This window comes from Opitutaceae bacterium TAV5, assembly GCA_000242935.3.
In the GTDB taxonomy this organism is placed as follows: domain Bacteria; phylum Verrucomicrobiota; class Verrucomicrobiia; order Opitutales; family Opitutaceae; genus Geminisphaera.
In genome coordinates, this window is the sequence record CP007053.1 from 2,098,166 (window position 1) to 2,112,381 (window position 14,216).

Genomic DNA, 14,216 nt, shown 5'->3' on the forward strand with positions numbered 1-14,216 from the left:
GCGGAGCGGGAGGGAAAAGCTGAAGGCTGAAGACTGAAGGTCTGCGGAGGAGAGGAGGCGTTGTTTGTCATCCGGGGGCAGTTTGAAAAACCACAGAGAGCACACAGAGACGCCCGAAGTCTTGTTTATTTCGGAGCGGTGTGCGTGATGGTCAGATTATCAAAAGCGTAGCCACTGCCGCCGCGCACCGTGGCGAGAATCATGAAACCAAGCGGTGTCCCGATCACGGATTCACCTTTGGCGGTTTTTGTGTTTTCGGTGATGTAAAAGGTGCAGGTCCACCGTTTCCACTGGCCGGGAGGGGGAGCGGGATCGGCGACGATGTTGATTTCGGACGGCGGGAGACGCTCGCTCCAGTCGTAAGTCGCGTCCTTGTTGGTATCGGACAGCAGGGAGATCACGAACCGGTTCTCCGGAAACGTGAGGTCGTCGAAACAGCCGACGTCGAAGCTCACGGTCCAGGTGCCGGGAGCAATGACCTTGCCGGGGAAATACCGGGCGATGCCGCGAGCGGCGGGAGCATCGCCGGTGTTGGCGCCCGACCAGAAATTGCCGCCGGCGGTGGCGCGAAGTTCCCCCTGGGTTTCGATGAAGCGATTGCCGATCGCGGACCACTTGCCGGCCACGCGTTGCCAGGACCCGCTCCCCAGAGCATCAACCGAATCCTGGATGAGCGGCGGGCTATCGGCTGCTCCGCAAAGCAGGCCGGGGAGCAGGGCAGTGGCGAAAAGGAGCAGGGAGCGGATGGTTGGCAATGAGTTCATCAAGGTATCGGGTTTGTCAGGATGGTATCGGGGCGGGGGGAGAGGGAGGCGTTAACCAGTCCCCCCCCTCCCCCCTTCTTTTCTTTTTTCACGCGTCCGGGCACGATCGGACCCCGCGGCGGCGGCGAATGCAGACGGCTGCGCCAAGGGCAGCGAGTCCGGCCAAGGCTGCGACCATGCCGGGCTCGGGGACGGGCGCTGTGTAGGTGATGGTGAGATTGTCGAAGGCGTAGCCGGAATCGTTGGGGACCGCCGATATGATCAGGAACCCGAGGGTGGAGCCGACGACCGAATCACCAGCCCGATTTTTAGTATCCTCGGTGATGGTGAAGGTATAGGTCCAGGTCTCCCATGTCATGGCCGCCGGTGTGGAAGCGGAGGTGATGGTAACGGCACTCGCCTCCAGTCGTTCGTTGTAAGCATAGGAACCGGCAGCCCCTTGAGTGTCGGCGAGCAGGTTGATTTCGAGACTGCTGACAAAGTTGGGGATGTATTCCGTGTCGAGACGCCCGATGTCGAAAGTCGCTGTGTAGGTGCCGACTTCCAGTGTCTTGCCGGAGAAATATTGGTAGATGCCACGGTTGGGAGTTCCCGACCCCGTCATGTTACCACCTATCCAGTAGTTTTCGCCTGCCGTCGGCGCAAGACCGCCTCTGTCCGTGTAAACATTGTTGTTCACAGACGTATTGGTAACCACGCGGGTCCAATCCGTGGTGTTTTCCACCGGATCGGTGACGACGGTGACGGGAGCGGCAGCGTGGAGCGAACCGGCAATAACGAGCGCAGGCAGAAGGCCGAGAGCTCGGGCAGGCAGGATGGTGTAGTTGTGCTTCATGGTGATGCGAGGTTGATGGTGGTGGTTAACAGGAACAGGAGGAGAAGGGGGGAGGGTCAGGGAGCTGGCTTGAGGACGCCGCTGATTATGCCGGCGCCGAAATTGGTCACGTAGATGCGGTCGGCGCGGCGCGGGTCGAAGGCGACGTTCATGGGACGCCAGAAGGGATACCCGGCAAGGCGTCGCCAGCTCTTGCCGTTGTCGTCGCTGAAGTGCAGGCCGTCGCCCGAACGCGCCCACGATGCGGCGTAGAGGTGGCCGGGGTGGCGAGGATCGATGGACACCGCGTAGGTGGGATTCGGGAAAATCGATTCCCAGCTTTGCCCGCCGTCGGTGCTGCGCCAGACGCCACCGTCCGTCGCATCGGGATCGGATGTCCTGGCCAAGGCGCTGAGGTATAAGGTGCGAGGATCGTGCGGATCGAGGGTAAGGGTGTTGGGAAACACGACACCGGGACGACGCCAGAGTTGCTGCCAGGTGAGTCCGTTGTCGGCGCTCGTGTAGAGGGCCCCCGGCAGGATGCCTTTGGGCGAATGGCGAATGGTCGTCAACGCATACAAACGGTCGCCGGCGGGCGTGCCGGTGATACGCAGGACGTTGAGGTTTTCCGGGAGGATGCCGTTGTTGCGTTGTTGCCAGGTACGTCCGTCGTTGTCGGAAAAATACGCGCCGTGACCCGGGACGGCGACCCAGAGATGGCGGGCACCGGCGGCGGAGCGCGGGTCGAGCCAGATGTCGGTGACGGAGCGTCCGGGGAGACCGTTGTTGACCTCTTTGGATTGCCAGGTTCGGCCTCCATCGGTGGAAAGCACCACGCCTCCGCGGTAATTACCCAGGTCGCGCTGGTATTTCCAGGTGGGGATGTCGTGCGTGGTGGAGGCGGCGGCCCAGAGCTTGTTTTTTACGTCGGGGTCGATGGCGAGGGCGTAGCTGTTCTGGTTCCAGGGATTTCCGGCTGTGTGTTGTTGCCAGAGGGTGCCGTCGCGGGTGGCGGACCAGCCGGAGAAATCGGTGGAGGCGATGTAACGGTGGTCGTAGTCGTGCGGATCGAAGTAGTAGTGCCACACGCTCATGATCTGGAGTCCGCCGCCAGGCTGGCCGGTGATCAGGCCGTCGGGAGCGTGGATCTGGCGCCAGGTGCGGCCCCGGTTTTTGCTGATGTAGAAACAGGCGTAGGTGGAGGCGAGGACGATGTCAGGATTCTGCGGATACACGGCGAGCCCGGAAACATGGCGCTGCCAGCCCCATTGCCGGGTGTTCCAGGAGGTGTTTTCGATGTTGTAGCCCGGTTGATCCGGGTGCTGGACAAGGGTGGGGCTCCATGTGTCGCCGCCATCGTCGCTGCGGTAGAGCATGGAAATGCCGGTGTCATGCGTGCTTGAGGGAAGCGGTCCGCGCATGACGAGATAGACGCATCGCGGGTCGCTCTCGCTCGTGGCGACTTGCAGGAACTCGGTGGGTTTGGAGGCGTCAACAAAAAGTCCGTCGCGGCCTCCGGGCCGCCAGGTGGCCCCGCCGTCATCCGACCGGTAAATGCCGCCGGAGAATTTTCCGGCCTCGTCGAAGTGCGTGGGAAAGGTCGCATAAAAAACGCCTTTCTCCTCGCTGCCAGCCATATCCACCGGATGGATACGGCTTTCGGCGGAGGAGGATGCGGCTGATCGCGGCAGCCCGGCGGTGACGGGCCGCCAGGCGCGCCCGTCGTCGTCGCTCAGGTAAATGCCGTTGGCCGCGGCGACAAGGACCCGACGGGGCGAAGTGTTGACGAAATGAATGGCGATGAGGTGCCCGCTGCCGGGGGGCAGATCGGAGAATCGCTCCCAGGTGTCGCCGCCGTCCGTCGTCCGGTAGAGACGGGCTCCCTGTTTTTTAACCGCTGCCGCGGAGGTTCCCGGATTAAAACCCGCGAAGCCGATCTTCGGTCGGGCATGGGAAAAAACAACGAGGCGGGGGGACTCCCGATGCCCCTCACGGGTGTCGTGCGCCTCCCAGGGACCGGGAATCGCGCGCCAGGTCGCCCCCGCGTCGTCGCTGCGCATGAAACCGAGCGTGCAACCGGTGAAGACGACACGTGCCTTGGCCGGATCGGGATCGGTAGCAAAACCCCAGATACGCTGTTGGGCGCTTTCCCGCACGTTGCTTTGAGTCAGCCTCCGCAGTTGATCGTAGGGAATCATCTCCCAGGTCACCCCGCTATTGGTGGTGCGGTAGGCACCGCCCATGTCCCCGGAGAGAAGGATGAGGTCGGGATTGTGCGGCGAGAAGACCGGCCCCCGGAACCGGCCTCCGCCACCGGGCCCGACAGGCGCCCAGTCGAAGAGCTGCCCCTGGGATTTTTCCCCCGGCACACGAACACTGCCATCAAGAGAAGGAGCGGAAATAACCCCGGAGACCGAAAAGGCACTCATGAGGATCGTGACAGTGGGCAGAAGCAAACGGGGCAAAAACATGGGGTGGATTTGAAAAAGAGTTTGGCAAAATACAAGATTTTATTTCAAATTTCATATCTGTTTGTCACCTGGACGCTTTTTAAACGCTGTCCGGAAACACCTTTATCTGCCTTCATATGATGTCTGTTTCTCTTGCCATGCCTGATGCTGCCACATCCAACGCCTCTTTTTCTTCGGTACCGGGGAAGAATGCCGCACCTCGCCGGAACGGAGGGGCAACGCTCACGGGCAAGGATGCCCGTGCCACGTCGAAAGCGGGCGGGACGCCCGCGCCTCGCCGGAGCAACAAAACCGGCGGACGGAGCGAGAAAGCGGGGCGGGCCAATGTTTACCAGGTCGCCGAGCTGGCCGGCGTGTCGCCCGGGACGGTCAGTTGCGTGCTCAACAACCGGGGGCGTGTGGGCGAGGAGACGCGCGTGCGCGTGCTGGAGGTGGCGCGTTCGCTGGGGTTCCGTCCGCAGGTGCAGGTGCGCACCCGGCAGGTGGGCGTGGTGGCGGACAGCATCTGGCACTCCCTGCACGATGGCAGTTATTATCAGTCGTTGTGGTCGCACATCGCGCTTGCCCTTTGCAGGCACGACATGGCGATGGTGGTTCCGGAAAACCCGGTGGAACATTTGCAGCGGCGGTATCTGGACGGAGTCATTGTGGTGGGTGAATATCCGGCGTTCGAGTCGATGGCCGCGCGTTTGGGCGAGCACACGCCGGTTGTCTTTACCGACGATTTCTCGGGGCGGCAGGACCGGTGGTCGGTGCGCAGTGATTGCGAGGCGACCGGACGGCTGGCGGCGGAGCACTTTTTAAAAAATGGCCGGCGTCGGCTGGCGTTTGTCGGCTCGCCGGGCTCACAGGAGCAGGTGCGGCTGGAGGGCTACCGCAAGGCCATCGTGGCGGCGGGAGCGGAATGCCGCGAGGAGTTGTTCCTGATGCGCAGTCAGGAGATCACGTTTTACAGCGCGGTAAGCCGCGTGATCCGGCTCGGTGCGGATGCGATTCTGATCCCGGGTTCCAACTACGAGGCGCTCGAAGGATTGAATGTGATCATCAACGTGATGGGTCTGCGGGTGCCGCAGGACGTGGCGCTGATCGGCGGCGAGATTCATGGCGTATCCGAATTCCTGCCTCCGCCGATGACGACCATCGAGGAACCGTTGACAAAAATCGCCAGCCTCGCGGTGGACACGCTGGCGGCGTTGATGCGGGGGGAGACCCCTCCGCGCATTAACACGCTGCCGGTCAAGCTGCTGGTGCGCGCGTCGGCGTGACAGCGCGCCGATGCCGGAGAGGAGGCCGCGCCGGGATGGACCTGCGCTGCCGCGCCGCGCCCCACCGTGCGCCGGGGGGGGGAGGTATCGGTGCCCCTCATGACTGCCTCATTCTCCTTTTTCCGCCAGGCGGCCCGCTCTGAATCGCGCCCTCCGGAGCCCGTTTCCCGAGAGTTTTCTTGTCACCGTTTTCGCCCGCCGCATATCCCTTTCCGATGAAATACATTTTCGTGACCGGCGGCGTGGTTTCATCGTTGGGAAAGGGCCTCACAGCAGCGGCCCTCGGCGCGCTTCTCGAAATGCGGGGCCTCACCGTCCGCATCCAGAAGTTCGACCCCTACCTCAACGTCGATCCGGGCACGATGAGCCCCTTCCAGCACGGCGAGGTCTACGTCCTCGAGGACGGCGCCGAGACCGACCTCGACCTGGGCCACTACGAACGCTTCACCAGCGGCAAGCTCTCCCGCGTCAACAGCCTCAGCTCCGGCCAGATCTACGAAAGCGTCATCCAGAAAGAGCGCCGCGGCGTCTATCTCGGCAAGACCGTGCAGGTGATCCCTCACGTCACCAACGAAATCAAGGAGCGCATCTACCAGGGCGCCAAGGACGTCGATGTGCTCATCACCGAAATCGGCGGCACCACCGGCGACATCGAGGGCCTGCCCTTCCTCGAAGCCATGCGCCAGTTCGCCCTCGAGACCGGCCCCACCGACTGCATCTTTATCCACGTCACCCTCGTCCCCTTCCTCCAGGCCGCCGGGGAGCTCAAGACCAAGCCCACCCAGCAATCCGTCGCCAAGCTCCGCGAGATCGGCATCCAGCCCGACATCCTCGTCTGCCGTTGCGAACATGAACTCGACCACGGCCTGCGCGACAAGATTTCCCTTTTCTGCAACGTCCCCGTCAAGGCCGTCATCGAATGCCGCGACGTCGGCTCCATCTACGAACTTCCCCTCGCCCTCCAGAAGGAAGGCCTGGACCAGCTCGTGATCGACCTCTTCGGCCTCAAAAATCCGCTCCCGCCGAAAAACATCTGGGAGGAAATCGTCCGCCGCGTGAAAAGCCCCGCGCACGAAGTCACCATCGGCGTTGTCGGCAAATACATCGAGCTGCAGGACGCCTACAAATCCGTTTACGAATCGGTCACGCACGGCGGCATCGCCAACAACTGCAAGGTCAACATCCGCCGCATCGACGCCGAGGACCTGGAAAAGAAGAACGGCCTCGCCCTCCTCAAGGATCTCGACGGCATTCTCGTCCCCGGCGGTTTCGGCGACCGCGGCACCGAGGGCAAGATCGCCGCCGCCCGCTACGCCCGCGAAAACGGCATTCCCTACTACGGCCTCTGCCTCGGCCTCCAGATCGCGGTCATCGAATACGCCCGCAACGTCCTCAAGCTGAAGGGCGCCAATTCCGCCGAGTTCGACCCCGCCGCCGAGCATCCCGTCATCAACATGATGGAGGAGCAGAAAAAGATCATCGACAAGGGCGCCACCATGCGGCTCGGCAGCTACGAATGCTCGCTCACGCCCGGCACGCATGCGGCCCGCGCCTACAAGGCGACCAGCGTGCGCGAACGCCACCGCCACCGCTTCGAGGTCAACAACGCCTACGTCGGCCAGCTCCAGCGCGGCGGCCTCGTGGTCAGCGGCATCAATCCCCGCCGCAACCTCGTCGAGATCGTCGAAATCAGGAATCATCCGTGGTTCGTCGCCGTGCAGTTTCATCCCGAGTTTCAGTCCAAGCCCAACAAGCCGCACCCTCTCTTCGCCGCCTTCATCACCGCGGCCCTCAAGGTCAAGCGCGCCGCCGGCAAGACCGCGAAAACTGCGAAACCGGCGAAAGCCAAAGCGCCCGCCAGAACCGCCAGGAAAAAATGACCTCCGGCCGGAAGGGAGCCCGCGAAACACACGAAAGGACACGAAAAACAGTCGTGCGCCAAAGCGTATGATGTCCCGATGGAACAGGATCATTTTGAATAAACCGCTAAAGGACGCTAACGGACGCCAAACCGGATTTTTTCCGATTGTCCGGTTTTTAGCGGCCGTTAGCGACCTTTAGCGGTCTCCCTCTCTTCGGTTGCCGCTCTGCCGCTCCGTGTAACCCACGCCTTCCCACGCCTTCACGCCATGCTCCACGACCCGCAAAAACTTCTCATCATCGCCGGCCCCTGCTCGCTCGAAAACGAGACCATCTGCCGCACCGTCGCGGAAAAGCTCACCGCAATCGCGCAACAACTCCCCGAACTGCGGATCGTCTTCAAGGGCTCCTTCGACAAGGCCAACCGCACCTCCATCGCCGGCCCGCGCGGCACCGGCATGGCCGAAGGACTGAAACTCCTCGCGATGGTCAAACGCGACTACGGTTTCCCCGTCCTCACCGACATCCATGACGCCGGCCAGTGCGCCCCCGTCGCCGAAGTCTGCGACGTATTACAGATCCCCGCCTTCCTCTGCCGCCAGACCGATATCCTCCTCGCCGCCGCCGCCACCGGCCGCACGGTCAACGTGAAAAAAGGCCAGTTCCTCGCCCCGCAGGACATGGTCCACGTCACCGGAAAACTGAAGGAAGGCCGCGCCACCGAAATCTGGCAGACCGAACGCGGCACCACTTTCGGCTACCAGAACCTCGTCGTGGACATGCGCGGTTTCCCGATCATGGCACGCAACGGCTACCCGACCATTCTCGACGCCACCCACAGCGTGCAACTCCCGGGAGCCGGCGGCGGCAAGAGTTCCGGTCAGCGCGAGTTCGTCCCCACGCTTTCCTTTGCCGCCATCGCCGCCGGAGCCGACGGCCTGTTTCTCGAAACGCATCCCGACCCGGCCAACGCCCTTTCCGACGGCCCCAACATGGTGCCGCTCGACGAACTCCAGGCCCTGCTCACGAAGTGCCACGCCCTCTGGCGCTGCGTGCGCGGCTGAGCGACCAAGTGGCGCGGGCGTCCCGCCCGCCTCCGGCGTGGCACGGCCATCCTGGCCGTGGACGGCGCGGAGCGCCGCCGGTGTGTTTTCATACCAGCGTCCCGAATGTTTTTGATTTTACACAAAGGCCGCAAAGGACGCGAAGAAGGTAACTGGCAATCTTTTGCGCTCTTTGCGGCCTTGGTGTAAAAATCCGAAGGCTTTGGGGCTTTGGTATCAGAGGCTGCGGAGAGGCAACGCTCACGGGCAGGATGCCCGTGCCACGGAGCGGAAAGGCAACGGAAGCGGGCGTCCCGCCCGCCTCTCCCTCGCCCGACCCGGCTCCGTCCGGCCTTCCCGTTTTACGCCTTCCCCGCCACCTCCGTCCCGCCCGCCGCCGCGTCACGCAGATTCCGATACGCTCCCGGCGAAAAGTGAAACCGCGCCCGGAAGCACTTGCACAGATGGTTGGCGTCGGCGAACCCCGTGCGCGCCGCGATCTCCTTCACCGAGAGATTGGCATCGCGCAGCAGCACCGCCGCTTCGCCCAGCCGCACCTCGCGCACAAACGCCGCCGGCATCTGTCCCGTCACCCGGGAAAACCAGTGCGTGAAGTGCGTGCGGCTCATTGAAAACTCCGCGGCCAGCCGCTCCACCGGCAGCGACTCCGCGAGATGCCGCAACGCGAACGCCCTCACCTGCTCCAGCAGTTTCTGTCGCGGCTCCAGCGGATGTTTTTGCAGAAACACCCACCTCTCCATTTCCAGCATCCACCGGAAAAGTCCCTCTTCGACCGTGAACGTGTCATCGCCCCCGCCGCGCCAGATATGCTCCACCAGCGCCAGCGCCGCCTTCACCGGCGCCGACTCCTCGGGCAGCGCAAACACGCGATTCAGAAAATCCTCCGCCCCCCGCGAAAACAACCGCTCGATCAGATACGCGTGATCGAACACAAACCACACAAACGTCCATTCCGCGCATTCCGGCGCGCTCTGGTAACAATGTTCCGACGGCACCCGGACGAGCAACGCATGCTCCTCCGGCACCTTTTCCGCCACGCCTCCGCCCCTTCCGCTTCCTCCTGCGACCGGCGTCTCCAGCACGCCCCATCCTTTCAGCGAATACAGAAACACCCCGATCGGCGGCCGTGTCAGCGCCAGCGGTCGCATCCCGTCAAAATAGTACCGCCGCCCCGGCCGCACCGTTTCCAGTCCCGACGACATCACCCCCGCCCCGCGACGCGGATGAGTCGTGAGCATTTCCGGCCCCCAGGTCCGTTGCAAATGGGAGATCAGTTTTGTCACAAATAGACTATGTTTAGTCCATACATGCTAGCCTTCACTCTTCCATCAAGCCCATATCGGGCCATTCTTTCAATTACAGATTTACCACAAGGCGAGTCACTCCCGATGCTCCTTTTTCCGTCAAACCCTGACCCGACACAAATCCACTATCAAACAGACATATCTTCCATCCTGAATCCTTCCTGAAAACGACATTCTGCATCATGCTGCCAGCAGGAACGACCTGCTCCCGCTTCCGGTTTCTCCCGTTTCCCCGCCCCCCCCGAATCCATCCACTCTGTCCCCCATGCACACCCACATCCGCACCCGCCGTCCCTGCCGTCTCGCTCGCGGCTTCACCCTGATCGAATTGCTCACGGTCATCGCCATCATCGGCATTCTCGCGGCGATCATCATCCCTACCGTCAGCAAAGTCCGCAAAACCGCCCGCAAGGCCACCTGCACGTCCAACCTCCGCCAGATTCACGCGGCCATCATGCTGCACGCAACGGACAACCGGGACTACCTGATCGCCGGTGTTGGCGGCAGCGCCAAATACCCGCCAGGCAGCCGGCCCAATGCAATCTGGTATCAGAAACTGTGGGACGGCCAGATCACGACCGGCGAATCTCCGTTGGCGTCCTATATCGGCGGAGGCGAAACGCTCTCGCGAATGGCCGTATGTCCCGAGAACGCGACGCCACTCGCCGCTGCAAATGTTGATGGCAAGAGCATCAAGAATCCCAACGGCTATCCCTACACCATCAACTATGCCGTTCTCATCGACAATACCCGCTCCAACGACGGGAAATTTGTGCGTGTCGTCCAGCTCCAGAATGCGAGCCATGTGCCCATGATTACCGACTCCAATTTTGGCAGCGTCGCGTGGGACGGGCCCGGCTGGGAAGGAGCCTCCGCCAATCACTCCAACCAGAAACGCATCGGCGAACCGCACTCTGGCAAAGGCAACGTTCTCTGGGCCGATGGTCATGTGACCATGAAAACCCGGGATGAACTGAAAGCCCGGATCGCCGAGATGCCCTTCGACAACTCCTCCTCCTGACCCGGCCCCTTCCTTTTTTCCAGACCTGTTTCGGACTCTCCCGAAAACCACACCATAACCCGCAACTCCGGATCCTATGAAAAATAGCATCAAGCACCTGCTTTGCCTGTCGCTCTGCGCGGCGGCCCTGCAAACAGCCGCGTCTGCACAGACGCTCCTCCTCGAGTACTCGTTCGACGACTACACTGCCGGCTCCACCACGGCGAAAAATACCGGCAGCCTCGGCAGCGCCGCCGACCTCACCCTGTATGACGCCGTCGGCATCACCAGCGGTTCCCGTGTCGGCACGGCCGCCGACCTCTACTCCGCTGCCAATGCCGGCCTTCGCAATGCAGGTCGCGCCTTCGACAACACCGCTTCCACCGGCATGGGCAGCGGCGGCAACACCAACACCGGCAACCGCGCCCAGGCCACCGGCGTCAGTGCGACACTCCAGTCCTTCACCATCGCGGGCTGGTTCAAAACAGACGGTTCCGCTTCCATCGGAGACGGCGCCAAAATTTTCGAAACAACCGGCAGCGGCATCACTGTCAGTGCCTCTGTTGATGGACGCCTTAATCTCTATGTGAATGGCAGCGCGTCTTCCGATTTTGTCCGGAGCGGCACAACCGGTTCCACTGAATACGGAGCCGCCGCCTCCTGGGTCTTTTTCGCCATCACCTACGACGGCTCGCTCACCACCGATAACGTGAAATTCTACGTCGGCAGCGAAAACGACGCCGTCAGCCAGGTCGGCGGCACCATGAGTCTTGCCAAAGGCTCGGTAACGCTCTCTTCCGCCGAAATCGCGCTCGGCAATTCACTCAACTCCAACTCCCGTTCCTTCGATGGCCTCATCGATGACATCCGCCTTTACGGCAACGACGGCGCCACCTCCGGCGTCCTGACTCCGGCACAACTCGAGTCCCTCCGCGCCGGAGCCATCCCCGAACCTTCGACCGTCGCCCTCATTGCCGGAGCATCGATCCTCGGCGCCGTCCTCGTCGTCCGGCGTCGCCGTTCGATCCGCATGTAAACCGGCTTCCCCTCTCGCATTCCGCCTGCCTGCGGCCACGTCCTTGCAGACGTGGCCGCGTTTTTCGCCCTCCCGTTCGCCATTCACCTCCGGTTCTTCAATCTTCAACTCTTTCCCCTCGCATGCGCTGCCTTTCCATCCTCCCCGCTCTCGCCGCCGCCACGCTTGCCACGGCTGCTCCGCTCGCCGCGCAAGACCTGCCTGCCGTGCCCAACGCCAGCTTTGCCAGCGTGCAAAAAGGCAACGGCCACATCGCCTGGTGGTCGCCCGGCGGCTGGGGCGCGCCCAAACCCGAAGAAAATCTCGCCCCGCAAAAAGCCGACGGCCTCACGTTCGCCAAAATCGCCGCGGTAGAAAAAGGCGCCGCCGGCTGGGTGTCCCCGCGCATCCCCGCCGACGCTCTCCGCGATGGCTTCCGCCTCACCTTCAAGCTCCGCGCCTCTGCCGATTATGCCGACAACACCCCCTGGGTTTTCCTCTTCTGCTCCGGCGCCGACAGCACCGACAAGACCGCCATCCGGCGCATCGATATCTCTCCGCGCGCCACCCGTCCCGACGAATGGCAAACCCTCTCCCGCGACATCAAGCCCGATACGATCCCCGGCAACGCCACCCGCCTCTCGATCAACCTCGCGACAAAGGCCGCCTCCCCGGCCGGCGACTCCGCAGCCGCTCCCGCCGGCTGGATCGGCTACACGGATATCCGCATCGAGCCCCTCGGCGGAGCAAAATGATCACGTCAGGACCAGTCACCTCCGCGCCTCCTCCCGCACCCGCGCTCGAAACCGCCAAACTGACCCGCAACGAAACCTTCCTCGCCCGCGCCTGCGCCGCCTGCTCCCGCCAGGACGCCTGGCTGCGCGCCCTCTCCAACCGAGCCGCCACGTAACCGGTATCCCATGACAAAAAAGATCCTTCTTCTCCTCGCCGCCGCGCTCCTCTCCCTGGCCGGACAGCTCTCCGCCCAGTCGCGCCTCACGACCACGCCGCAAATCCCCGACGGCGAATTCGTCCGGCCCGTTTCCGCCGACGCCACCGGTCCCGATGCCTGGCACCCGCAAGCATGGGATCGCCAGCTTCCTCCCGTGGACGACGCGCAGCGCAGCGCCTTCACCCGCTCCGTCGAAAACGGCCTCGCCTTCATCCAGGTTCCCGCCGCCGACACTGCGGCCTGGGGATGGGTCTCCCCGCGCGTCACCCTTGACGCCGTGCTCCGGAAAGGCTTTCGCGTCTCCGTCGCCATCAGCGCCACCGCCGACTACGCGGGCAACTACCCGTGGGCCTTCGTCGCCTGGAGCCGGAGCTCCGCTTACCTCGACCGGACCGCTTTCGCAACGATCACTCCCCCGGTCACGCCTGCCGGCGAACGCGGCATCTGGCGCGAGTTTTTTCTCGATATCCCCGCCTCCGCCATCCCGTCCACGGCCACGCACTTCACGCTGAACCTGGCCAGCCACCGCCAGCCGGGAGGCGGCACGCCCGCCGGTGCGCTCCGCTATGCCACCGTCACTCTCGAGCCCCTCGGTGGCGGCGCCCCGCCCGTCGCCAACGGCACGCGCATTCGCAGCCCCTTCGTCAGACGCGCCACCAACACGCCCGCCGGCACATATTTCACCTACCCGCATTCCAACGGCTTCTGGCGCTCCGATCCTGCGTGGGATGCCAACACCATCGTCGTCGGCCGCGAATCCGAAGGTTCAAACGTCCTCTCGCTGGTCGAGTTCGACCCGGCCACCGGCAATCACCGCGCCGTCGGCGCGTCGGAAAACACCAACATGTTCTACAGCATCACGCGTGACGGCCGCGCCCTCGCTTCCACCAAACGCGGCAACAACTCCCTCGTCCTCCTCGACCTCACCGGCCGTCAGCCCGACCGCGTCCTCATGACCGCTCCCGCCGGCACGCAAATCTCGCACGGGGCCGACATTCTCGAAGACGGCAGCAAGGCCGTCTTCGCTCTCTGGAACTGGGGGGCGAAGGAATTCAAGCTCCAGGAGATCGACGTGGCCACCGGCTCGGTGACCACCTGCATGACCGCCAGCTGGACCATCAACCATGCCCACTATCACCCCTTCGATCCCGGCTGGATTTCCCTCTGCAACGAGGTCGGCAACGATCCGATCCGTCCCATGGACCGCATCTGGGCCTGGCATGCCACGCTCGCTCCGCAAGGGAAACGCGTGTTCGATCCCGTCGATGCGCAAGGCCGGCCCATCTACATCACCCACGAACGCGCCATGTATCACAAACTCGGCGTCATCGCCGATGTGATTTCTCCCAGCCCCGGCGAGCCGCGCGGCCTCTATGAAGTCGGCTACGACGGCACCCGCCGCGTCATCGCCGAAGGCAAGGGGTACCAGCACTGCAATATCAGCCGCGACGGACGCTGGGCCGTGGCCGATGTCGTGAACCAGGACGACCGCGTCACCATGGAAACCGTGCTCATCAACTTCAAAACCGGTAAAAAAGAAATCCTCTATGCCGGTCGCGCGACAAAACATCCCTGGCACGCGCATCCGCACATCAGCCCCGATGGCAAATGGGTCATTCTCAACGACAGCAGCCTCCTCCGCGCCGTCGCCCTCGAAATCGACCCGGCACGCCTCGAGGCCTTCCTGAAATAGCAAAAGCGGCCGCG

12 protein-coding genes are annotated in these 14,216 nt (G+C 63.2%); 8 read left to right on the forward strand and 4 right to left on the reverse strand.

Features of this window, described 5'->3' with window-relative positions; translation table 11 throughout:
- Positions 1-125: 125 nt before the first annotated feature.
- From OPIT5_09315 to OPIT5_09325, 3 genes are all read right to left on the reverse strand, one after another.
- Entirely contained in the window at positions 126-764 is a 639-nt protein-coding gene (locus tag OPIT5_09315) for a hypothetical protein (protein ID AHF90369.1), read from the reverse strand.
- Positions 765-852: 88 nt separating this feature from the next.
- Positions 853-1,599 carry an anchor protein gene (locus OPIT5_09320; protein ID AHF90370.1) on the reverse strand — a complete coding sequence of 249 codons (747 nt, stop codon included), beginning with the start codon at positions 1,597-1,599 and terminating at the stop codon, positions 853-855.
- A gap of 56 nt (positions 1,600-1,655) precedes the next feature.
- Positions 1,656-4,049: a hypothetical protein gene (locus OPIT5_09325; protein ID AHF90371.1), complete on the reverse strand. Its 2,394-nt coding sequence runs from the start codon at positions 4,047-4,049 to the stop codon at positions 1,656-1,658.
- 116 nt (positions 4,050-4,165) lie between these two features.
- On the opposite strand from OPIT5_09325, the gene OPIT5_09330 reads away from it, so the two are divergent.
- The 3 genes from OPIT5_09330 (at position 4,166) to OPIT5_09340 (ending at position 8,238) form a co-directional block, all read left to right on the forward strand.
- On the forward strand, positions 4,166-5,314 hold the full coding sequence (locus OPIT5_09330) for a LacI family transcriptional regulator (protein AHF90372.1): 1,149 nt from the start codon (positions 4,166-4,168) through the stop codon (positions 5,312-5,314).
- A gap of 215 nt (positions 5,315-5,529) precedes the next feature.
- Positions 5,530-7,194: a CTP synthetase gene (gene pyrG / locus OPIT5_09335; GenBank protein AHF90373.1), complete on the forward strand. Its 1,665-nt coding sequence runs from the start codon at positions 5,530-5,532 to the stop codon at positions 7,192-7,194.
- 249 nt (positions 7,195-7,443) lie between these two features.
- Positions 7,444-8,238 carry a 2-dehydro-3-deoxyphosphooctonate aldolase gene (locus tag OPIT5_09340; GenBank protein ID AHF90374.1) on the forward strand — a complete coding sequence of 265 codons (795 nt, stop codon included), beginning with the start codon at positions 7,444-7,446 and terminating at the stop codon, positions 8,236-8,238.
- A 341-nt stretch (positions 8,239-8,579) separates the two neighbouring features.
- Here the strand turns inward: OPIT5_09340 and OPIT5_09350 are convergent, their stop codons facing one another.
- Positions 8,580-9,476: an AraC family transcriptional regulator gene (locus OPIT5_09350; GenBank protein AHF90375.1), complete on the reverse strand. Its 897-nt coding sequence runs from the start codon at positions 9,474-9,476 to the stop codon at positions 8,580-8,582.
- A 331-nt stretch (positions 9,477-9,807) separates the two neighbouring features.
- Between OPIT5_09350 and OPIT5_09355 the strand changes: the two genes are divergently transcribed.
- The 5 genes from OPIT5_09355 (at position 9,808) to OPIT5_09375 (ending at position 14,202) form a co-directional block, all read left to right on the forward strand.
- Complete coding sequence (locus OPIT5_09355) at positions 9,808-10,563, forward strand: N-terminal cleavage protein (GenBank protein AHF90376.1); 756 nt, start codon at positions 9,808-9,810, stop codon at positions 10,561-10,563.
- A 76-nt stretch (positions 10,564-10,639) separates the two neighbouring features.
- Entirely contained in the window at positions 10,640-11,578 is a 939-nt protein-coding gene (locus tag OPIT5_09360) for an anchor protein (protein ID AHF90377.1), read from the forward strand.
- A 122-nt stretch (positions 11,579-11,700) separates the two neighbouring features.
- A complete protein-coding gene (locus tag OPIT5_09365) occupies positions 11,701-12,312 on the forward strand; it encodes a hypothetical protein (protein AHF90378.1) in 612 nt (203 codons plus the stop codon).
- On the forward strand, positions 12,309-12,467 hold the full coding sequence (locus OPIT5_09370) for a hypothetical protein (GenBank protein ID AHF94253.1): 159 nt from the start codon (positions 12,309-12,311) through the stop codon (positions 12,465-12,467). Before OPIT5_09365 ends, OPIT5_09370 begins: the two co-directional genes overlap by 4 nt.
- Positions 12,468-12,477: 10 nt before the next feature.
- Positions 12,478-14,202, forward strand: a complete 1,725-nt coding sequence (locus OPIT5_09375; GenBank protein ID AHF90379.1) for a hypothetical protein — start codon at positions 12,478-12,480, stop codon at positions 14,200-14,202.
- Positions 14,203-14,216 lie beyond the last annotated feature (14 nt).